Origin of the sequence: Bifidobacterium sp. MSTE12 (assembly GCF_000513015.1) — a bacterium.
Lineage (GTDB): Bacteria > Actinomycetota > Actinomycetes > Actinomycetales > Bifidobacteriaceae > Bifidobacterium > Bifidobacterium dentium.
Window position 1 is genome coordinate 52,048 of the sequence record NZ_AZYA01000035.1, and the last position, 22,219, is coordinate 74,266.

General features: G+C 59.6%; 18 protein-coding genes and 1 tRNA gene. 14 read left to right on the forward strand and 5 right to left on the reverse strand.

From position 1 onward, the window contains the following. Positions 1-110 precede the first annotated feature (110 nt). The 3 genes from HMPREF1494_RS08280 (at position 111) to HMPREF1494_RS08290 (ending at position 3,897) form a co-directional block, all read left to right on the forward strand. Complete coding sequence (locus tag HMPREF1494_RS08280) at positions 111-1,670, forward strand: hypothetical protein (RefSeq protein WP_034522004.1); 1,560 nt, start codon at positions 111-113, stop codon at positions 1,668-1,670. A 57-nt stretch (positions 1,671-1,727) separates the two neighbouring features. Beyond that, positions 1,728-2,303: a hypothetical protein gene (locus HMPREF1494_RS08285; RefSeq protein ID WP_034522007.1), complete on the forward strand. Its 576-nt coding sequence runs from the start codon at positions 1,728-1,730 to the stop codon at positions 2,301-2,303. Positions 2,304-2,631: 328 nt separating this feature from the next. Next, positions 2,632-3,897 carry a putative ABC transporter permease gene (locus tag HMPREF1494_RS08290; protein WP_034522010.1) on the forward strand — a complete coding sequence of 422 codons (1,266 nt, stop codon included), beginning with the start codon at positions 2,632-2,634 and terminating at the stop codon, positions 3,895-3,897. A 65-nt stretch (positions 3,898-3,962) separates the two neighbouring features. On the opposite strand, the gene HMPREF1494_RS08295 is transcribed toward HMPREF1494_RS08290, so the two are convergent. Together HMPREF1494_RS08295 and HMPREF1494_RS08300 are read right to left on the reverse strand one after the other, a co-directional pair. Further along, positions 3,963-4,199, reverse strand: coding sequence for a glutaredoxin family protein (locus HMPREF1494_RS08295; RefSeq protein ID WP_003837823.1), 237 nt, complete (start codon positions 4,197-4,199; stop codon positions 3,963-3,965). Between the two features lie 521 nt (positions 4,200-4,720). Continuing rightward, positions 4,721-4,793 (reverse strand) — tRNA-Lys (locus HMPREF1494_RS08300). A gap of 131 nt (positions 4,794-4,924) precedes the next feature. Here HMPREF1494_RS08300 and HMPREF1494_RS08305 point away from each other — a divergent pair. After that, positions 4,925-5,404 carry a C69 family dipeptidase gene (locus HMPREF1494_RS08305; protein ID WP_396334911.1) on the forward strand — a complete coding sequence of 160 codons (480 nt, stop codon included), beginning with the start codon at positions 4,925-4,927 and terminating at the stop codon, positions 5,402-5,404. A 37-nt stretch (positions 5,405-5,441) separates the two neighbouring features. Here HMPREF1494_RS08305 and HMPREF1494_RS08310 read toward each other — a convergent pair whose 3' ends face one another. Together HMPREF1494_RS08310 and HMPREF1494_RS08315 are read right to left on the reverse strand one after the other, a co-directional pair. After that, positions 5,442-6,473, reverse strand: coding sequence for a glycosyltransferase family 2 protein (locus HMPREF1494_RS08310; protein WP_034522013.1), 1,032 nt, complete (start codon positions 6,471-6,473; stop codon positions 5,442-5,444). Between the two features lie 223 nt (positions 6,474-6,696). Next, entirely contained in the window at positions 6,697-7,452 is a 756-nt protein-coding gene (locus HMPREF1494_RS08315) for a TetR/AcrR family transcriptional regulator (RefSeq protein WP_034522015.1), read from the reverse strand. Between the two features lie 264 nt (positions 7,453-7,716). On the opposite strand from HMPREF1494_RS08315, the gene ftsY reads away from it, so the two are divergent. Then, positions 7,717-8,913, forward strand: a complete 1,197-nt coding sequence (gene ftsY / locus HMPREF1494_RS08320; protein WP_003837815.1) for a signal recognition particle-docking protein FtsY — start codon at positions 7,717-7,719, stop codon at positions 8,911-8,913. Positions 8,914-9,020: 107 nt separating this feature from the next. On the opposite strand, the gene HMPREF1494_RS08325 is transcribed toward ftsY, so the two are convergent. Beyond that, positions 9,021-10,178, reverse strand: a complete 1,158-nt coding sequence (locus HMPREF1494_RS08325) for a cation:proton antiporter (protein ID WP_012901806.1) — start codon at positions 10,176-10,178, stop codon at positions 9,021-9,023. A 455-nt stretch (positions 10,179-10,633) separates the two neighbouring features. Here HMPREF1494_RS08325 and HMPREF1494_RS08330 point away from each other — a divergent pair, with 455 nt between their 5' ends. The 9 genes from HMPREF1494_RS08330 to HMPREF1494_RS08370 all read left to right on the forward strand — a co-directional run bounded on the left by HMPREF1494_RS08330 (position 10,634) and on the right by HMPREF1494_RS08370 (position 22,116). Beyond that, positions 10,634-11,929 carry an ammonium transporter gene (locus tag HMPREF1494_RS08330; RefSeq protein WP_003842856.1) on the forward strand — a complete coding sequence of 432 codons (1,296 nt, stop codon included), beginning with the start codon at positions 10,634-10,636 and terminating at the stop codon, positions 11,927-11,929. A 1-nt stretch (position 11,930) separates the two neighbouring features. Then, the gene (locus tag HMPREF1494_RS08335; protein ID WP_003828096.1) at positions 11,931-12,269 is read left to right on the forward strand and encodes a P-II family nitrogen regulator; all 339 of its coding nucleotides are present in this window, start codon (positions 11,931-11,933) and stop codon (positions 12,267-12,269) included. Positions 12,270-12,452: 183 nt separating this feature from the next. Next, positions 12,453-14,279: a nucleotidyltransferase domain-containing protein gene (locus HMPREF1494_RS08340; RefSeq protein ID WP_003842854.1), complete on the forward strand. Its 1,827-nt coding sequence runs from the start codon at positions 12,453-12,455 to the stop codon at positions 14,277-14,279. A gap of 495 nt (positions 14,280-14,774) precedes the next feature. Next, positions 14,775-16,220: a replicative DNA helicase gene (gene dnaB / locus HMPREF1494_RS08345; protein WP_034522018.1), complete on the forward strand. Its 1,446-nt coding sequence runs from the start codon at positions 14,775-14,777 to the stop codon at positions 16,218-16,220. A 1-nt stretch (position 16,221) separates the two neighbouring features. Beyond that, positions 16,222-17,796, forward strand: a complete 1,575-nt coding sequence (locus HMPREF1494_RS08350) for a Mur ligase family protein (RefSeq protein WP_034522020.1) — start codon at positions 16,222-16,224, stop codon at positions 17,794-17,796. Between the two features lie 18 nt (positions 17,797-17,814). After that, positions 17,815-18,573: a type 1 glutamine amidotransferase gene (locus tag HMPREF1494_RS08355; RefSeq protein ID WP_003837803.1), complete on the forward strand. Its 759-nt coding sequence runs from the start codon at positions 17,815-17,817 to the stop codon at positions 18,571-18,573. 269 nt (positions 18,574-18,842) lie between these two features. Further along, positions 18,843-19,079 (forward strand): phasin family protein, encoded by a 237-nt coding sequence (locus HMPREF1494_RS08360; protein ID WP_003837802.1) that lies wholly within the window; start codon positions 18,843-18,845, stop codon positions 19,077-19,079. Positions 19,080-19,149: 70 nt separating this feature from the next. Next, on the forward strand, positions 19,150-20,982 hold the full coding sequence (locus HMPREF1494_RS08365) for an ABC1 kinase family protein (protein WP_034522025.1): 1,833 nt from the start codon (positions 19,150-19,152) through the stop codon (positions 20,980-20,982). Positions 20,983-21,129: 147 nt separating this feature from the next. After that, on the forward strand, positions 21,130-22,116 hold the full coding sequence (locus tag HMPREF1494_RS08370; RefSeq protein WP_034522028.1) for a class C sortase: 987 nt from the start codon (positions 21,130-21,132) through the stop codon (positions 22,114-22,116). Positions 22,117-22,219: the final 103 nt, after the last annotated feature.

Genomic DNA, 22,219 nt, shown 5'->3' on the forward strand with positions numbered 1-22,219 from the left:
CTAGAAACCTTCCTGACGGTTTCCAGAGATCGGCCAATCGGCTGTTGTTCAATACAACTAACGACGTCGCATAACCCAAGAACATCCACCTTCTCGTGAAAGGAACGATCATGGTTTATGCAGCTCATCATCCACGGCAAACGCATCGACCGGTCGGCAAAATCATCGCCATCGCGGCGGCCGTCTCGCTAGTCTCCGGTTTTGGTGCGGGCGCAGGCGTAGCCGCCATCGTGAAAGCGAGCGCAACCAGTCAGCAATCCGTCATGTCTTTGGTAGGGCAGGGAGGCGGCGCCGACACCATGAGCTACGACTACACCGGCAGCTATTCCGGGGCTCTCACCGCCGACGGCAAGTCGGTGGAGTCGAGTGGTGAAACGGTTTCCGCAACCAGCTCCGACCAGAACGCAGCCCTTGTGCAAAATGGCGGAACGTTGACCATCGCCAATGGCAAGCTGACCAAATCCGGCGACAGTGACAACGCCGACAACTGCAACTTCTACGGCACCAACTCCGCATTGCTGGCGGTGGGGGAGAAGTCGAAGGCCATCATCTCCGACTCTTCCATTGACGCGACGAGCTCCGGATCGAACGCCATCTTCTCCACCGATTCCGCATCCGTGCTGGCCAATAATGTCAACATCACCACGTCCGCGGCCAACTCGCGTGGCCTTGATGCCACTTATGGAGGCTCGATCATCGCCAATGCGATGACGATTTCGACCAAGGGCGACCACAGTGCGTCACTCGCCACCGATCGCGGCGGCGGATCGGTTTCCGTGACCGACTCCACGCTGAACACGGCCGGCAGTGGCTCCCCACTGCTGTACTCGACCGGCGATATTGAGGTTTCGGGCGTGACCGGTACGGCGAGCGGTTCGCAGATCGCCGGTATGGAGGGCCTGAACACCATCCTGATCAACAATTCGACGCTGGAAAGCACGAATACCGGCACCACCGGTTCCGATCCGGTGGCGAACGGCGTGATCATCTACCAGTCGACCTCCGGCGACGCGGAATCCTCGACCGGTCAACATGCCACCTTCCAGGCGAAGGACTCCACGTTGAAATCGGCGATCACCAGCGGATCGATGTTCTATTTCACCAACACCACAGCCGACGTGGTGCTCTCGAACACCGATCTGGACTTCGACTCGGACGCGGCGAACCTGATCATGGCGGCCGGCAACGATTCGAATAACTGGGGTACCGCAGGCTCGAACGGTGCGACGGTGAACTTCACCGGGCGTTCGCAGACGTTGAAGGGCAAGGTGAGCGCCGACACCATTTCGAGCGTGACGCTCAACCTGCTGGAAGGCTCCACGTGGACGGGTTCCGCTGAAATCACTGAGAATTCCGCCGGTTCGACTTCGGACGCTCCGATCACCGTGAATGTTGACGGCACTTCGACGTGGGTGGTCACGGCCGACACGACCGTCTCCGCCCTGAACGTGGCCGATGGCGGCAAGGTGGTGGACTCCTCCGGCAAAACCGTCACCATCAAGGCCAACGGCAAAACCGTGGTCTCCGGCGACAGTGACCTGACCGTCACGGTCACCGGCTCCTACGGCACCACCGTCGAGGCCGGTTCCGACACCGAACTCAGCTCGGATGTGACTGACCGCACGGCATTCGACAAGCAATTCGGCACCAGCACCTCTTGGTCCTTCTGATCCCCACGGCAAACCCAATATCCAACATCACTGCAATAGCACTCAAAGGAGTACATCATGACTAACTTCGATTTCGATACCAGGAACACCCAGAACCAGCAGCAGAACACCGACGGGCAGCCGACCCAGACCATGCCCGAACAGCAGGGTACGCAGGCTTCGCAGCCCGCTCAGCAATATTATGCGCCGCCCACCCAGCCGGCGCAGCCTGTTCCGGATTCGTTCAATGGTCCGGTTGCCGCGAAGTCCAATACCAAGCTCGGTGGCAAGGTCATCGGCGTCGTGGCGGGCATAAGCCTCCTGTGCGGTCTGGTCGGTGGCGTCGGCGGTGCCTTCGCCGTGAATGCGCTGTCCGGTTCCAATGAGCCGCAGATGAGCCAGCAAGGTGGCCCGAGCCAGGGCGGCCCGGGGCAGATGGGCGGCCAGTCCGGCAATGGCAATTCCCAGAATGGCAATGGCCAGATGGGTGAGCCTCCGAGCGGGCAGGGCGGCCAAAGCGGCTCTGATGGCCGGTCCGATTCCAATGGCAATTCCGGTAGCCAGTCCGACGGCTCCAGCTCCGGCAAGTCCAGTGGTTCGAACTCCAGCAGCAGCTATTCCGACGCCGACGATTCGGACACCATCGCCAGCTGACCGCATATGTCATGCTGAATGGGAACGCGCGGCGTTTTCCTCCTCGCGGTGAAGGTTTGCGCCTTCATCGCGAGGATTCTTTATGCTCCTAAAACGCTATCTGGCTGCCGTGTGAGCATCTTTGCCCATATGCCCCGATATCGGTTCCTGGGATTCGCTAAAAATAGCGGCCTATAGGAACCGATATCGGGGCATGTCATGTTTTTCGCTCACACGGCAGCCAGATAGCGTTTTAGGGGGTATGAGGTTTCATGTTTTCGGGCACTTGGCATTTTCCCTACGCGATATTACGCGTTTTTTGATAGCGTTGGCCCGGGAGGGTGCACATATGAACGAGCACGAAACAAGCGCGGCCATCGCCGACGAAACCGTTATCGACGCCATCGAAGGTGCGCAAGCCGTTGATGCGGTGACGGCCGATGAATCCAGCAACCCCGCCGATCGCCGCCTGCCGTTGATTTTCCGCATCTACGGCATCATCATGCTGGTCGAGGGTGTGGTCACGCTGCCGATCATCGTGCTTGCGGCCTTGTATGCGGTACGTGCCGTGATCGAAGGCCGTATGGCGGTCGACGCCATCAACCTCACCGTTATCCTGTCGGTCATTCATGCGGTCGTGCTGTTGGCCACCACGGCCTGTCTGGCGGTGTTCGGCGTGCTGCTGGTACTGAACAAACGGCGTCACGTGGCGCAGTGGACATACGTGATGATTCCGCTCACCCTCGCGGAGGGTCTCTTATCGTTGGCGTTGCAAGGTCTTGACGTCAATCTGATCGCTCCGGCCGTGCAGCTGGTCGTGTTGATTGCGTTGCATATCACCGCCGACCCGTCGCTGCGCGAGGAGCGCCGACTGCAGTTCGCCTTGCGCCGCATGGATGCGCGTAGTGAGTACGAGGATGCCGTGGCCGTGGGCATGGCCGGCCGGGATCTGACCGGCAAAGGCTACATTTCGCTGGACTTCTTCAATCTGTTCTGGCTATTCGTGGTCGGTTGCGTGTTCGGTCTGGCGATTGAGACCATCTACCATTTCATTCTGTTCGGCGAGTATCAGGATCGTGCCGGCTTCCTATGGGGGCCATTTTCGCCGATTTACGGCTTTGGCGCGGTGATCCTGACCGTGCTGTTGAATCACCTGTGGCGGTCCAATTGGCTGCTGATTTTCTGTGCCAGTGCGCTGATCGGCGGTGCCTTCGAATATTTCACCAGTTGGTTCATGGAAACGGCCTTCGGCATCACGGCGTGGAACTATACGGGTCAATGGCTGTCGATTGACGGCCGCACTTCCGGCAAGTACATGTTTTTCTGGGGGTTGCTCGGTCTGATATGGGTCAAGCTGATTTTGCCGAGATTGCTGGCGTTGATTCAGCGCATTCCGTGGAAGGTGCGTTATTCGTTGACGGCCGTATGCTTCGTGCTGCTGTTCGTCGACGGCGTAATGACGCTGATGGCATTGGACGCCTGGTATTCGCGCATGGCCGGCATCGCCCAGAATTCACCGGTCTCGCGGTTCTTTGCCACCTATTTCAATGATGCGTTCATGGTCGACCGTTTCCAGACCATGTCTATCGACCCGTCTTCCGCTGGCCGCATGTAGCCGTTGCCCCTTCCCCAGACGGGGGAGGGTTACGCTGTGGGCGTGACGGCATTAGGGGGTGCTTGCTATGCCGCGAAGCTTTGCGCCAGCTGTCGAATCAGATCCGGCCTATGCCCGCTCCAGGACGAGTTTGGCGAAATCACCACTGGAATCTGCTTGAATCCGGCGTCCTTGATCTGCTCGAACGTTGAGGGATTCTGCGTCAGGTCAATGGCCACATAGCGTACGCCCAGTTTTGCAAGCTCTTGCTCGGTGGCTTCGCACTGCGGGTTGCTCGGATTGGTGAAAACGGTTACGGTCATCGATTCCTCCCTATGCAAGCTGTACTGGCCACGTTCTTCGGTTGTGCTTGTTCGTCTGCAAACCACTATCTAGGATACACACTACCTGTAGTGGTGTGTCGCGCGTTTCACCACTGCATATAGTGGGGAATTCCCCAGATTGACGTCAGGTACGAACGTTTGTTCGAATGATTCCAGTCTATCCCAAAGCGTGGAATGTGACCCATCTCGCATGTCGCCAATCGAGTCCTCGCCCGTTCCTGAAGCGTGCGCAGGCCGCATCCGTCCATGCCGACCATTGCGGCTGGCGTATCCGTCGCGTCATCGTCCTACGGATTTTCCGCGCAGATGGATTGCCCGGTGGCCAATGCGAACGATCTTCCAGCCCTGAAATGGCATGAGGACACTCAACAACGAAAGGAACAGGAGCCGGAGATAGCGAATGAAATGCCACTGAGATACGGGTTAGTGCTTTCGGAATGACATTGCTACGCAACGAGATACGGGACAAGATGCGCAACGAAACGCGGGATAAGAACCTGTGCCCCCCCAGGGATTCGAACCCTGAACCCACGACTTAAAAGGACGCTGCTCTAACCGTTGAGCTAGAGGGGCAACAGTGACATAGTATACAGCACATTCGGACCAAACGCCACACGAATTGGCGATGCGCGGTGAATCTACCAGTGAATATATCGGGAATTCCGTCGTCACCCATCAAATCGGCCTAGAGTGAGGCATATGTCATGCACCACGATTCTTGTAGGCAAAAAGCCAGTTACGACGGCTCCACCATCATCGCCCGCGATGACGATTCCGGATCCGGCCGTTACGATCCGAAACGATTCGTCGCCATCGCGCCGGAGGTCTCGACCGACAATCTGTATTGGACGAACCGGCTGATTGCGGCGCTCGCCGATGCACATTTCTATGAGACCAGCAATGCGATTGAAGCATTCGCGGAGGCCGCTCGCACGTACGGTCATCGTTTGGTCGAACATGCGGATGCCGCCTTACGCAATATCGGCAAGGATTCAGACGATTCGGCCGTCGGCGATTCCGTGGCGGAGACAGCGGGGGAGCCGATTGCCGGGCGGCTGCAGGCGGCCAACGACGAGATGGCGGAATACTTGCGTACGCATGCCACGAAACTGCTCAACGACGTGCTGTACACGTCCAGCAATCTTATGCGCAACGGTTTCGCGATGTCGGATCGCTGGAACTGAGCCCGTCGTACGGCGCATCGGCTCCGGTTCGGCCGACTCAGTTGAATCCGACGACGTGTTCCGCCACGAAATAGCCGTTGCGAATCACGAACCGACCGATTGAGCCGCGCAGATTCAGCGCGCGCGACATGGCCTTTTTGCGTACATCCGCATACATGGAAGGCGAGTAGGCTTTGATGTCCGCCCACATCTCCTTCTTTTTCGCATAGTTTTCCGGCTTGCGAGACAGGATCATGAACACGCTCGCCACGGAAGTCTCAATCGCCAGGAAATGAATCATGTAACGGTACAGGCCTTCCGGCACGGTCCCGCGTTCCGGGGTCGCCCGCACCATGTACTGGTTCACCAGGCGCAGCTGGTCCACGCGGCGAATCATCACGTCGGTCTGTACGCTTTGGCCGTCACGGCCGATGAAATAGTGGTAGAACGGCGTGTCCAGGTACTTGATCGTCTTCACCCACGGGAATGGCTGGTAAGCGTAGATGAAATCCACGTAGAAGGTGTGCTCGGGCAGCTGCATGCCGGATGCGCGCACCACCGCGGTGCGGAAGGTCAGCGCATGCATGAGAATGTATTCCGCCAATCCGAAATGGCCCAGATCGTTCCAGGTCAGTCGTTCGTCGGACTTCATGGCGCGACGGAAGTTCACCACGTGCTTCACGATCTTGCCGACCTTGTCGTACACGTAGTTGGTCACCAGCATGTCAATCGGATCGGTGCGCTCGGCCTCCTCGCGTAGTGTGGCCATTACGAGCTCAAGCGATTCGGCCCCCACCCAATCGTCCGCGTCCACGACCTTCACGTACATGCCGCTCGCCGCCGCGATGCCGGTGTTCACCGCGCCGCCATGCCCCTTGTTGTCCTGATGGATCGCGCGCACCACGCCGGGATGCCGCTGTTCGAAGGACTTCGCCATGGCAAGCGTACCGTCGGACGAACCGTCGTCGATGATCAGCACTTCGATGTCATCGTTGCGTTTCGCGGCAATCAGCGACTCGACGCACCGCCCCAGATACGTTTCCATGTTGTACGCGGGCACCACGAAGGTGAGCGTCTTCTTCTCCTGCATATTCTTCCTTGGGTAAAGCCAAAGGCGTCGGTTACGGTAGCGGATCGTCCGATTGCCGCATAACGAAACTAACGTAGCACCTTGTGCGCTTTCGGGGTACCCGTTATGCACAATCGGTACCCCGAAAGTCGTAAACTGCACCTGAAATTCCCCCTAGGGATACCTTCGGTACATTCGTTGACGTTTGTTCGCTTAACGTCAATCCTTGCGACTGCGGTAGCCGTCAGTCCGCTTCCGTCTCTTCCGGCGAAGAAGTCGCCACCGGGGATGACTGGGGGAGGGGATTCTCGGATTTCGGCCCTTTTACGGCTTTTCTTTCTTCCCTCTCCATGCGTTTTTCCGCCTCCCGTTGCGCCTTGTCCCCTTCGAAACGCAGCTCCGGCTTGGCTTCCATGCGGCTCAGGCCGTACCAGGCGAGATTCACGATGTGCGCGGCCAGCTGCTCCTTGCTGAGCTTGCGCTGGTCGGCCCAATACTGGCAGGTGTATACGGTCATGCCGATGAGCATCTGCGCATAATATGGCACGCCCTTGGCGGGCAGATGCTGGCGTTTGAACGATTCGGTGAGCAGGTCTTCCACGCGAATGCTGATATCGCCGAGCAGTGAGCTGAACGATCCGGCCGGATCGGTTTTCGGCGAATCTCGGGTGAGCACGCGAAATCCTTTGGCGTTCTCCTCCACATAGGTGAGCAGGGCCAGTGCGGCACGTTCCACGATTTGACGAGGGTGCGCCTGTTGGTCGGACAGCGCGTTGACGAGTGTGTCGGTGAGTGCGCGCATCTCACGGTCCACCACTACGGCGTACAGGCCTTCCTTGCCGCCGAAATGTTCATAGACGATGGGCTTCGATACCTTCGCGGTCGCGGCAATCTCCTCTACGCTTACCGCTTCGAACCCCTTCGACGCGAACAGCGACCGACCGATTTCGATGAGCTGCTCACGTCTTTGAAATGACGTCATCCTGGATGTACTGGCCATGCTGTCCAGTTTTTCACGCCCCGTGGATGAGCTCCTCCGAGTGTCCGATTCTCCAGAATCGGACACATAAGGTACCCGCACACGCCCTTGCATGTCCGATTCTGGAGAATCGGACAACTGTGGGGAAGCGGAGCGTATCTGTTTGTCTGATTCTGGAGAATCGGACATGTAGGATGCCTGCATGTGCCTCCGAGTGTCCGATTCTGGAGAATCGGACAGGTGAGGATGGGGCGATGTGTCCGTTGCGGTTTTTAGGCTGGGATTATGGATACCAATGTGATTATCGCGATTGTCGCCATTGTTGTGATTGCAGCGCTGTTGCTGCTTGGTGGTTGGTGGTTCGGCAAGTCGCGCAAGAAAGCCGTAGACAAGTCCGTTGAGGATGCCAAGGCCAAGGCTGATAAGCGTCTTGCCCAAGAAGTCCAGAAAGCTGAGACGGCCCAAGAAGCCGAGGAAGTCCAGGAAGTAGCGGCCGAAGTCCCTCCGATCGCCTCGACGGAAGAGGCGAAGGCCGCGCCGGCAGTGGAAACCCCGGAGTCCACGGGCTCGCGCATTCAGCGTCTCAAGGCCAAGCTGGCCAAGTCAGGCAATCCTTTTGGCAAGGTATTGTTCAACATCCTCGCCAAGGACCATCTTTCCGAGTCCGATTGGGAGGATGTCGAAGACACCCTGCTACTTGCTGACGTCGGCGCCGAGGCCAGCGAACAGTTGGTTGAGGAACTGCGTAACGATGCCCGCATCAGCGGTCAGTCCGATCCGTCCGAAGTGCGCAAAGCCTTGAAAGACAAACTGCTCAAGCTGGTCGGCACCGATACGGATCGTCGTCTTAACGCCGACAAGGAAGGTGCGAACAAGCCGAGCGTCATCATCATGGTCGGCGTGAACGGCACCGGTAAGACCACCACTGCGGGCAAGCTGGCTCGTCTGTTCGTGGCCGACGGCAAGCAGGTGATGATGGGCGCCGCCGATACGTTCCGTGCGGCGGCCGCCGATCAGCTCGAAACCTGGGGCGCGAAGGTGGGCGTACCGGTCGTACGTTCCGACAAGGATGGTGCCGACCCGGCGTCCGTCGCATTTGAGGCCAGTGAACAAGCCAAGGAAACGCACGCCGACGTACTCATCATCGATACCGCCGGCCGCTTGCAGAACAAGGCGAATCTCATGGACGAGCTGGGCAAGATCCGCCGCGTCACCGAAAAGAACCTGCCGGTCGACGAAGTGTTGCTCGTACTCGACGCCACCACCGGCCAGAACGGCATGGCGCAGGCGAAGGTGTTCGCCGAAGCGATTGGCATTACCGGCGTGGTGCTGTCCAAGCTGGACGGTTCCGCCAAGGGCGGCATCGTGATTTCCGTACAGAAGGAGCTCGGCGTTCCGGTCAAGCTCGTCGGCTTGGGCGAAGGTCCGGATGATCTCGCTCCGTTCGATCCGGAAGGCTTCGTCGACGGCATCCTCGCCTGAAGGACGGACGCCCCGAATGCAAACGGCCGACCCTGCGTGAAGCACGGTCGGCCGTTTGGCATCTTGTGCAGTTCTTCGGAACGGCCTTGCCTGCCATGCCCTCGCTGCTATGCCTGTGCCGGTATGCGCTTGATGGTAAGTTTCAGCAACAGCGGAGCGACCAGCGTGACCAGTGAAATGATGAAGATGATCGTCGAGTAATACTCATTGCCGAGCACATGCTCGTTGAAGCCGATTTGCGCCGTGATCAGCGCCATTTCGCCACGCGGCACCATGCCGGCGCCGATCATCACCGACGAGGCCGCACCGAAGCCGGCCATTGCGCCGCCCAGGCCGCAACCGACGATTTTCGTAATCACGCCGAGAATCGTCATGATCACGATGAATACGATCATGCGTGAATCATCGACCGCGGTCGTATTCAAGCCGATGCCCACGAAAAAGACCGGTACGAACAGCGTATCCCCGACCGGCTCTATATAACGGTCCGTTTCTTCGGCATAGTCGCTGTTGCTTACCGCGATGCCGGCGAAGAATGCGCCGACCGCGTAGCTCAGTCCGGCAAGATCCGAAGCCCACGCCATCGCAAGGCAGATGATCACCGCCATCACCGCGATGCCGGACGGCGCCTTCAGCACGCCCGCAAGCGTCATGAGCGCCGGTGCGATCCATACGATCACCACCACGGCCCCTACGAAGAACGCCGCCTGCTTCAGGATGATGAGTCCCAGGTCGGCCACGTTCACGCTACCGGTGTTCACCAGCGTGCACATTACGGACAGCAGGATCACGCCGATCACGTCGTCGGCCACGGCCGCGCCCAGAATCGACACGCCTTCCTTCGAATCGAGCAGTCCTGCCTCCTTCAGCACCGCCACCGAAATCGACACGGACGTCGCGGAGAACACCACGCCGATGAACGCCGCAGGAATCGGCTCGAATCCGAACGCGAGGCTCACCCCGCCCATGACGACCACCGGGAACACCACGCCCATGCATGCGATGATGATCGCCGCCTTCGAGTATTTCTTCAGCAGCTGCAGATCACAGCCGACGCCGCCCAAGAACATCAGAATGATGATGCCGAGATCGCTGAACAGCGAAATGTAGTCGCTTGAGTGCAGCACATTCAGCAATGCCGGCCCGCAGACGATGCCTACGAGAATCTGTCCGATCACCTCCGGCAACTGCAGTTTTCTGCAGACCAGTCCTGAACAGGTGGTCAGCGCCAACATGGCGCACAACGAGACGATGAACGTCGCCATATTTTCTCCGTCTTCCTCACGGTACGACAGTGCCTTGTGCACTGCCGTTCTTGCGGATATTCCGTGATGCCTGTCTCCCCGCAACGTATTTCGGCCATGCCGTAAACGGGGGTCTGTTGCGATGTCATGGGATTCGTGCGTACTCCTGCCCTCCGCCAGGTCACATTGTATGAGAATCCTGATTCCATACGATTGCCGATACGAAAAATAGATGAAACATTCGCTGCGGCCATGATCGTGAGGGGTTGTTCAAGGTTGGTTTTCCGCCTTTTTCGCGGTATGTTTCGCGGGGGTATGCCAAAGGTAATCTGCTAGATTGCCGTATATGGCGTTACGTCTCCGTAACACTTCGTAACGTTTTCAAAACGAGGGCGGCGTTCCATACCGTTCTGTCAACCCCACACGATGGGGTCGGAAATTTTCGAATTAGGTAAAGAAAAGAGAGGGAGGGTGACATGGGCCAGCTTGATTCTGGAAATGCTGCGTGGATTTTGACTTCCGCGTCCCTTGTGTTCCTCATGACGCCTGGTGTGGCGTTCTTCTATGGTGGCATGGTTCGTGCGAAGGCCGTATTGAATATGATGATCATGGAGGCGGCCGCATTGTCCGTCACCATGATCATGTGGGTGCTGTGGGGCTGGTCCATCGCCTACGCAGGCTCTTCGGTCGGCGGCATCTTCGGTGATCCGGCAACCGGCTTCCTGCTGAAGGACACGATGGTTGCCGATGACGGCGTCTTCGGTTCGGCCGCGCTGAACTCCAACAACTATCCGGTCAGCGTGGATGTGGCGTTCCAGTCCGCGTTCGCCATGATCACCGTCGCCCTGATCTGCGGCGCCATCGCCGAGCGTGTCAAGTACAGCACTTGGATGATCTTCGTCGCACTGTGGATTACGTTCGATTACGCTCCGCTCGCCCACATGGTGTGGAACGGTGGCCTGCTGTCCGCTGACGGCGCCATCTCCCAGGCCATCGGCGCTGCCGCCCACGACTTCGCAGGTGGTACGGTCGTTCACATCAACGCCGCAGTCGCCGCTCTCGTCATCGTACTGATTATCGGCAAGCGTAAGGGCTTCGGCACTCAGCCGTTCCGCCCGCACAATGTTCCGTTCGTCATGCTCGGCGCCTTCCTGCTGTGGTTCGGCTGGTTCGGCTTCAACGCAGGTTCCGCCTTCGCCGCCGACGGCACCGCCGGCTACGCCTGGGTTTCCACCTCTGCCGCAACCGCTGCCGCAATGCTTACCTGGGGCTTCACCGAGAAGATCCGTACCGGCCACTACACCGCTATGGGTGCCGCTTCCGGTATCGTCGCCGGTCTGGTCGCCATCACCCCGGCCGCCGATGTGGTCTCCCCGCTGTGGGCCATCGTGCTGGGCGGCATCGCGGGCGTGCTCACCTGCCTCGCCTGCGGCCTGAAGTTCAAGTTCGGCTATGACGATTCGCTTGATGTTGTCGGCGTCCACGGCGTCGGCGGCTTCACCGGCACCGTGCTCATCGGTTTCTTCGGTGAGGGCACCGGCCTGTTCGCTGGCGGTGATTGGCGTCAGCTGGTCGTGCAGCTGCTCGTGGCGATCGTGGCCATCATCTGGTCCGCCGTCATCACCGGCATCATCGCCTTCGCTCTGGAGAAGACCATCGGCTGGCGCGTCACCGAAGCCCAGGAAGTCGGCGGCATCGATCTTGCCGACCAGGGCGAACGTGCTTACGATTTTGCTGGTACCGCAAGCTCTGTTCTCAAGGAGGTGAAGTGAGATGAAGCTCATTACCGCTATCATCCAGCCGCATAAGCTTGACGATGTCAAGGAAGCCCTCGCTGCCGCAGGCGTGCACGGTCTGACCGTGTCCGAAGCCAACGGTTACGGCCGTCAGCGTGGCCACACCGAGGTCTATCGTGGCGCCGAATACACTGTGGACCTGATTCCGAAGATCCGCATCGAGGTGCTGGCCGATGACGCCGACGCCGAGACGCTGGTCGGTGTGATCGTCAAGTCCGCCGGCTCCGGCACCATCGGTGACGGCAAGGTGTGGGTTGCACCGCTCGACTCGGTGACCCGCGTGCGCACCGGCGAGACTGGCTCGGCTGCCATCTGATCCGCATCGGTTCGGATAGGCCGTATTAAAGACCCCCGGGTTATTCTCGGGTTATCAATAAGACAGATCCCCGTACGTGCTATGTGCCGTGCGGGGATTTTCGTTTCCCTCCATCCTCCTTCTGATGGCGAGACGCCGTACGGGGCGCGGCGGAGGGGCGCAATCGTCAAAAGGACTTGCACTATGACTTCTGCAGTCGATGGTCTCAAGCAACGTTTCATGGCCATGAGCCAGCCGGATGCCGACGGCGTGTACCGCGATGGTGCGGCGAAACGCAAGGCCCGTACCGATCTGGCCATGGCTTGCCTCAAACAGCTCTGGCAGGAGGCTCTCGATGCGGTCTCCTTCGAAGTGCCCGCCACTGGCATCGGCCTTGGCGCGGTCGGCTCGTTGGCTCGCGGTCAGGTTGGACCGGGCTCCGACCTTGATCTGGTGGTCATTTATGAACCGCACGCCCTGACCGATCGGCAACTCAACGAGCTCGCCAACAAACTGTGGTACCCGATTTGGGATTCAGGGCTTGACCTCGACCAGTCCGTCCGCACCCGTACCCAATGCGAGGCCGTCACTGACCATGATCTGCCTGCGGCCATGGGATGGCTTGACGTGGTGCCGATTGCGGGAGATACGCAGCTCATCGAAACCACGGCCACCTCCATTCTCGAACGATGGCGCAAGGCCGCCCGCAAGCGTTTGCCGGAACTGCTCGGTTCCGCCACGTCCCGACTCAACGAATTCGGCCGTATGGCCTACATCAACCAACCCGATATCAAGGAGGCCCGTGGTGGTCTGCGCGATTCGGTGCTGGTCGCGGCGCTTGCCGCCTCCTGGCTGGCCGACCGTCCGCACGGCCGGTACGACGATGCCGTCGAACGCCTGCTCGACGTGCGTGACTGCATTCATCTGGTCGCCAACAAAGACACGAACATGCTGCTTTCGCCCTATCAGGCCAAGGTGTCCGCAATGCTGGGCCTTGCCGACCCGACGTTGCCGGATGGCGAACGCGAAGCCAAGTCGATCGACGATTTGCAGACGCTGCTTGCCCGGGTCGGTCGCCAAATCGCGTTTTCCTTGGATTCCACCGCCTCGCGGGCCGAGCATTCCCTCACCCATGAGAAGCCGAGATTCGCTTTCTTCCAGGTGTTCCAGCCACGCGGCGGCGGCAGGCGGCAGGCGCCGACCTTCGATGTGATCGCCCCCGGCGTGGCCAAGCATGAGGAGGAGATCGTGCTGGCCCCCGGTGCCGATCCGAAGACCGACGCGAAACTCGCGTTGCGTGTTGCCGTCGCATCCGCCGAGTTCGGGCTGCCGATCGCACCTGGCACGTTGCAGAATCTCAGGAACTGCCCCATTCGCGACCGTGATTGGGATGAGGAATCCCGCAAGCTGTTCGTGCGCCTGCTCGCCACCGGCCCGGAACTGCTCAACGTGTGGGAGGAGATCGATTTCGTGGACATTCCCGGCCGTTGGATTCCCGAATGGCTGGGCGTGCGCAACCGCCCAAGCGCTTCGGCCGCGCACCGATACACCATCGACCGTCATATGGTTGAGGTGACCACGCGCCTTGGTCGCGAAACCCCACGCGGCAACCGGTATGACGACAGGCATTACACGGCCCTGCTGCTGGCCGGCATCCTGCATGACATCGGCAAGCGCCCGGGCGTTACGAACCATGCGTCCGAGGGTGCACGTCATGCCTCCACGGTGCTTAAGCGCATGGGTTTCGACCGTGACATCATCTGGTGGGTCACGTTGCTGGTCCGTGAGCATCTGACGCTCTCGGAATTCGCGACCGGGCAGAATCCCAACGATCCGACGGTCGGCGACGAACTGGCCTCTCGCATAGATCATGATCCGGTGCTGCTCGACATGCTGTTCGACCTGACCCGCGCCGACGGCTCCTCGCTCGGCGCCACTTCGGGCGAGACCATTTCCAAACAGTACGGTTGGAGCAAGTGGCGCGAATCGCTTGTGCGCAACATGTACAACGCCACCCGCTACCACATGTGAGCCGGCAGTTTCCGCGCCGTCGCGATTCTTGATTCGAACATGACGTTTCATGGCGAAGGCTTTCGTGCGTTGCGCCGTGAAACGTCGTGCAACGCCGATTCACCAAAATGTGGGGAACATAGCACCTTCCGTTCACTTCGGCAAATCGGCCGCTGACGCACTCTCCAGATTCGGTGGATTGTCCCCAAGTTATCCACTCAGTTGTCCCCATGTTGTGGAAAACCATGCCGCTTGTCCACGTAGTTATCCCCAAAATGTGCATAACTCGCTGATTTCCGGATTCGTTATCCACAATACCCCTTGCGTAGCGTGTCGCGGCCCCATCAGGCATGGAGACAAGGGAAACGAAAGCGCACGCCATCCACACGCAATCGAACATGGGGAGATTCGGACGCAATCCATCCACACCACCGTTCGTGACTATGCACAGGTATTATGGTTTTCCTCGGTATCGAATCGATACCGAGGAAGCACTGATAATTGCGGTTGGTGAGCATGGCAGAAGAGACTACTTGGAACGGCGCCCCTGCACAGGGTCGGCGAAACGGCGGATTCACGCCGAGCGGAGGCAACGGCTTCAGCGGCGGCAATGCCGTACGCGACATGATTTTCGACCGCATCCCACCGCACGACGATGACGCGGAAATGGCCGTGCTCGGCGGCATGCTGATGAGCAAGGACGCCATCGGCGAAGTCTCCCAGACCATCGACGTCACCGATTTCTACCAGCCGCGCAACCAGACCGTCTACGAGGCGATCATCAGCCTGTTCGCCGCCTCGCAACCGGTCGACGCGGTGCTCGTGGCCAACCAGCTACTGAAAGACGGCGATCTCGAAAAAGTGGGGGGAAGCGACTATCTGCATAGTCTCGTCGCTTCCGTACCGACCGCCGCGAACGCGACGTTCTATGCCGACATCATCCATCAGCGCGCCATCCTGCGCAACGTGATCGCGGCCGGCACCAAAATCGCACAGCTCGGCTATACCGCGGAAGGCTCCCAGGCGGAAGACGTCGTCAATCTGGCGCAGGCCGAAGTCTATGAGATGTCCACCGGTAAAGTGCGACAGGATTATGCGGCCATCGGCCCGGTAATCGGCGACACCCTCGACCAGATCGAACGTCTGCAGAACGGTGAGGTCTCACGCGGCGTGCCGACCGGATTTCGTGACATCGACGATGTGACGCAGGGTCTGCAGCCGGGACAGATGATCGTCGTGGCGGGCCGACCGGCCATGGGCAAGTCCACGCTCGGCGTCGATTTCGCGCGTGCGGCGTCGCTGCACCACGGCATGACCACCGTCATCTTCAGCTTGGAAATGAGCAAAACCGAACTGGCGCAACGTATCATCGCCGCCGAAGCGAATATTCCGCTGGCCGCCATGCGCCGCGCCGACGATATCACGCCGGAACGCTGGAACATGCTCAACAATCTGCAGGACGCCCTGCAGAACGCGCCGCTGTTCATCGACGACAGTCCGAACATGAGCCTGATGGAGATCCGCGCGAAATGCCGCCGCCTCAAGCAGACGAACGATCTGAAACTCGTCGTGATCGACTACCTGCAGCTCATGACCTCCGGCAAGGCCGTGGAAAGCCGACAGCAGGAGGTGTCCGACTTTTCGCGTGCGCTGAAACTGCTCGCCAAAGAGCTTGAGGTGCCGGTGGTGGCGCTGAGCCAGCTGAACCGTGGCCCGGAAATGCGTAACGACAAGAAGCCGCAGCTGTCCGATCTTCGTGAATCCGGCTCCATCGAACAGGATGCCGATGTGGTGTTCCTCGTGCACAGGCCGGACTTCTACGACAAGGAGGACCGCCCGGGCGAGGCCGACATCATCATGGCGAAGCACCGTAACGGCCCGACCGACACGTTCCATCTGGCGTTCCTTGGCGCGTATTCGAAGTTCAAGGACATGCCGCAGGACTACCAGCAGGAGGTGTGATATGGCTTGGAACTCCTTTGCGACGCCATTGATCGGCAAGGCCGTTCGCGCGGCCTCCCGTCTCGCACATGGTGGCGGCAGCGCGTTCCCGGGCAAGATCGTCGAACGGATCGACCCCGGCTTTCTGGCACGTACGCTGGACCGCCTGCCGCTTGGCGTGGTGCTGGTCTCCGGCACGAACGGCAAGACGACCACCACGCGCATGGTGGCGAGCATGCTGGAATCGTTGGGATTGAAGGTATTCACGAACCCGACCGGCTCGAACTTCACACGTGGTGTGGTCTCGTCGCTGCTGAGTGAGGTCTCGCTTTCCGGCAAGCTGGATGCGGATATCGCGGTTTTGGAACTCGATGAGGCATATGCCGTACATTTCGTCAGGCAGGTGCAGCCCGATTACTGTCTGCTGCTCAATGTGATGCGCGACCAGCTCGACCGCTTCGGCGAAATCGACAACACCGCACGATTGTTGAGCAAGGCCGCGGAAGCGACCACCGGAACCGTCGTACTCAATCGCGAGGATCCGCGCATCGCACGGCTTGCGGACGTCGTGCATGCCGAAGACGGTGTGGAAGTGCGCTATTTCGGTCTTGATGCGTCATTGCGCGGCTTCTTCCCGTCCGATGACGACATGCAGACGACCGTCGACACGGAAAGCGGGGAATCCGCGGCGAACGCAACCCACATCAATCCACCGCAGGATGTGGATAAGTCGGTTGCGTCATCCGTCGAGTCAACCGAAATCGCAGATGCCGCCGAACCATCGGCGGACGTGACGTTGCTCGCCGTCGGCGACCACCGCGCAAGTTTCGGCATCGACGGCAAAACCTACGAAACCGACGTCAGGCTGGAAGGCGTCTACAACCTGTATAACGCGGCGGCAGCGCTTGCCGTCGTGCGTGCCGTCGCCGCCGATGCGAACGCCATGTTCCTGCCGTTCCTCGGTGCGGATGCCAACGACTCCGGGGATTCAGCCGCAGACTTCGCCACGCAGGCCGTCTATTCCACCGGCCCGATCGAGTCGCCGGAAGTCGACGTGCCGTCTGCCAAGACCCTGCGCAAGCTTGGTATTTCGCCGCGCATCGTAGATTTCGCACGGTCCACCACGCAGGCCATGATCGACGCGGCGGCGCAGGTCACGCCGGCATTCGGCCGCGGCGAAGTCATCGATGTGAACGGCTCTCCCGTGGAACTGCTGCTCGTCAAGAATCCCATGGGATTCCGCCTGTCGCTCGCCTCCTTCAAGCCGGAAGGCTGCGACACCATGATCTGCATCAACGACGAATATGCCGACGGTCGCGACATGAGCTGGCTGTGGGACGTGGACTTCACCTCCTTGCGCGGCACCGGTGTCAGGATGGTTTCCGGCGTACGCGCGTGGGACATGGCCCTGCGTCTCGAATACGATCAGGTGCCGGTCGAGGCCGTCAGCACCGAGCTCGAAGAGTCCGTCACGGCATTCGTAAACGCGAACCCCGGTACGCGCAAGCACATCTACTGCACATACACCGCCATGCTCAAGGTGCGCGCTGCCCTGGGTAGGATCGCCGACGTCTCCGACGCGGGCGTGGGCAAATAATAAGGGAGGGCGAGGAATATGAGTCAGGCAATCGACATCGTGTCGCTGTACCCGAAAGACATGAACATCTACGGCGACTCCGGCAACGTACTCACCATCCAGCGGCGTCTCGCGCTATACGGCTACGAACCGCACGTGCATGCCTACAATCAGGGCGACGAGTGGCCCGAGCACGTCGACATGATTCTCGGCGGCGGCGGCCAGGACACCGGTCAGAAGAAAATCATCGGCGACTTCTTCATGCGCGCCGATCTGCTGCGCTCACTTGCGGCCGACGGTATGCCGATGCTCATGATCTGCGGCCTGTACCAGTTGTTCGGCGAATATTTCGAGACGGTCGACGGCTCCCGGCTGGACGGCATCGGCGTGATTGGCGCCTATACGGTCGGTCGGGAAGTGCGTATGATCGGCAATCTGACCGAAACGTCCGACGACTTCGGCAAGATCGTCGGCTACGAAAACCATTCCGGCCAGACGTTCCTGCGCGAGGGGGTGCAGCCGCTCGGCCATGTCGAAGCGGACGGCACCGGCAACAACGGTGAGGATCATACCGAGGGAGCCCGCGTGAACAATGTGATCGGCACATACATGCACGGTTCGTTGCTACCGAAGAATCCGGCCATTGCGGACTTTCTGATTCGTACCGCGGTCGAGCGCCGCTACGGCACGTTCGATCCGGTCGCGGTCGGTCAGACCTCCGCACAGAAGGCTGCGCTGAACCGTATCAACGAGGTTGCGCAACGTGCGCGCCGCGTGGCTATGTCCCGCCCGCGCTAGGTGGCGGTCGGTCTGACGGTTCGGGCTGGTTCCTACGGAAGCTCGCTGGTTCCCACGAAAACCGGCTCATTTCCACGTGAAACCGCTCCGTTCCCACAAATACCAATCTATCTATGACACCCAGCCATCATAAACAGGCCAGTATTTGTGGAAATGGAGCGTTGCTTGCTAGAAATAGGCCGTAATCAGGAGGATTGGCCAGTTTCATTCAATGCGGGTGTGAAGAAAGTGCGATAGAGTGGTACCACCATCACCCAAGGGAGGTAATCATGGCTGATTTTGATTTTGGTGACGGCCTGCGCAAGGTTTTTCTCGCCGGCGTCGGTGCTCTGGCGACCACCGTTGAAAAGAGCCAGGAGATCGTAGACGATCTTGTCAAGAAGGGCGAGCTGACCGTGGAGCAGGGCAAGGCCCTCAACGCCGAACTCAAGCACAAGGTCCAGGAGGCCAAGGAAGCTTCGGAAGAGGCCAAGCCCGAAGCCGAAACGGAAACCAAGGCCGAGTAGCATTCGTTCGATTCGCCGTCTGCCGCGCATAGGCGCCCGGACGGCGAAGTCGTGTTGTGCGAGTGGTGATATGTCTGTGAATGCCCAGTCAGATAGATCGGATAATGCGCGTCCGGAAAGCGTGGAACCGGTCACCCTGTCCGACCGAGTCAACGCGGTGATCAATCCCGCCGCCGACCCGTCGCCGGATGCGGCCGCGACGGCTGCCGCAAAGTCGGGGGTTCCGCAATCCACGCAGTGGCAGACGTCCATCGAAACGATCGGACTGTTCGGTCCACGCAAGGACACATTTTCCACGCGCTATCATCTTACGCGGCGCGGCAAGCTGAAGCGACTGAAGCAGATTGCGCAGATCGCCAATCATTTTGATGTTCTGCATGGCCTGACGCCGGTCAAAATGCGGCTTATGCTGGAAGCGCTCGGACCGACGTTCGTGAAGGTCGGCCAGATTCTGTCGATGCGTTCCGAGATTCTGCCGCAGCCGTTCTGCGACGAGCTTGCCAAGTTGCGTGCCGATGCCGATCCGATGCCGTACAGTACGGTGTTGCAGGTGCTTGAAGACGAGTACGGTCGGCCGGTCGACGAGATCTTCGACCATATCGATGCCACGCCGCTTGGTTCGGCCAGCCTTGCACAGGTGCATCGTGCGAAGCTGACGTCGGGCGAAGACGTGGCCATCAAGGTGCAGCGTCCGGGCGTGCGCGAAACCATGGCGCAGGATGTGTCCATCATGCGTTCCATCGCCAAAGTGGCCACAAGGACCATGCACAGCGCACAGGTGGTGGACCTGTCCGGTGTGGTCGAAGAGCTGTGGGACACGTTCGAATCCGAAACCGACTTCTTGGTGGAAGCGAGGAACCTGAGCGAATTCAACCGTTTCTGCGAACGGTACAAGTACATGGATTGCCCGAAGCCATACATTGACCTGTGCACCGAGCATGTGGTCGTGATGGACTATGTGGAGGGCATCTCCGTCTCGCATCCCGACCAGTTGCTCGAGGCCGGCTACGATCTGAAGGAGATCGGCACCAAACTGGTCGACAACTATGCCACGCAAGTGCTTGACGAAGGCTTCTTCCATGCGGATCCGCACCCCGGCAACATCATGGTGAGCGGCGGGCGGATCGTGTTGCTCGACCTTGGCATGACCGGCCGGCTGAACGCGAAGACCCGCTCCGTGCTGAAGGATATGATCTTCGCGGTGGCCGAACAGGATTCGCCCGCGCTCGCCGACGGTCTGCTGCGTTTCGCCGGCGCGGAGGCCGATCCGGAGGATTACCCGGCGCTGCTTGCCGATTTGGATGTGATCGTCAAGGAATTCGGCACCGTTGATTTGGTGGAGCTTGATATTGCCGCGATGCTGACCGCGCTGACGCAGATGGCGCAGCGTCACGGCATCGAGGTGCCGAGTACCGTCACTACGGTCGGCCGTGCGCTGGTCACGTTGGAGGGATTGCTGGACGAGTTCATTCCCGACGTGAACATGATTCAGATTATTTCCGACCATATTGCGGCGAGTACGTCGAAGAAGGATTTCATCAAGGAGGAGACGAAGTCGCTGGCGATTGAAGGACATCAGGCGTTGCATAGCCTGCTTGCCGCCGCCAACGAGCTTAAGGTCGCCTCGCGTATGCTTACGCGCGGCCAGTTGCGTGTGAATATGGAGATGGTCGGTTCTCAGGAGCCGATTCACCTGCTTGCCAACATGGTGAACCGGTTGACGATGGCTCTGATTGTGGTCGGCCTGTTCATCGGTTCGTCGATTGTGTATTATGCGGGCATCAAGCCGGTGATTTTCGGCATCCCGATCGTAGGCTTCCTCGGGTACGTGATCGCCTTCATTCTTTCCGTCTGGATTGTCTTCGACATTTACTTCAAGGGCCGTAACTCAAAGAAGCGGTAAGCGGCCCTGCGCATTACCGTTCCCCATGCCTCCCCTGTCGGTGGCCTATGCCCCCGCTTCATCCCCTCCGAACGCTATTGTGTACCCCATGCGTCATGCCTGGTGGGCGTAGTGACCCACAAGTCGCGATCCCGTAGGAGGTGCCATATGGCCGAAGCCGAACCTTGGCGTCCTCTGCCGTTTGATGAGGTGATTGACATTTCGGCGGGTGAGGCGCGTAAGCGCCGGTTGCGCCGGCAGTTGCATGCATGGTATGCGTTTGTGATCACGCTGGTGATTGCCGCAATCAATATCGCCGGATTCCCCTACGTGCTGCAGTGGCGGGCCTCGTTGCGCACGGCGCAGACGGCCGATGCGGCCGCGCAGCATGTTGAGGGTTGGCCGTATCCGCAGGCCGAGGAGGCATTCGCTGCGGCGAAACGATATAACAGGAAGATTGCCGCTTCTGATCAGACCGTTCTTGGAGAGGCCGAAGACCCGTTCACTAGTACGGCGGGCGGCTCGCATGCCTCCGGCAAGGATTCGTTGGCCGCCAAAGATAGTGAGTATCAGTCGTTGCTGGATTCCGGCGACGGCGTGATGGGTACGATCCGTGTGCCGAAGGTATCGATCAAACTGCCGATTTATCATGGCACGTCGGATGCTGCGCTTGCTTCCGGCGCGGGGCATCTATATGGCACAAGCCTTCCGGTGGGAGGGAAAAGCTCGCATGCGGTGATTACCGGGCATCGTGGCTTGGTGGAGGCGGCCATGTTCACGAGGCTTGATGAGATGCGCGAGGGTGACTTCTTCTACATCGAGGTGATGGGGGAGACCCTCGGGTATGAGGTGGATCGCATCGATGTGATTGAGCCGTCGGAGACGAGCCGGCTGCGTGTGGTCAAAGGCGAAGACCGTGTAACGCTCATGACCTGCACGCCATATGGCGTGAATACGCACAGGCTGTTGGTCTCCGGCCATCGCGTGAAGATCCCGGTGCCCGCACCTGATCCGAACGCCATGCATGATCCCATGCGGATGGGGTTATACGCCGTACTGGGTGTGCTTGTTCCCGGCTGGCTGTTCTTCCTTATTCTGGGACGTCGCCGCAATCCACGGCCTCGCATCATGCGGCATGTGGTCGTTCACCTTTAGTTGTGTCGCGCAGATGCACTGCCCGTCATCCCGCCCCCCCTATTAACGGGGGTATTTTGTGTGGTTTTGGGGTTGTTGTAAGGAGGGTGTAGACTTCCGAACA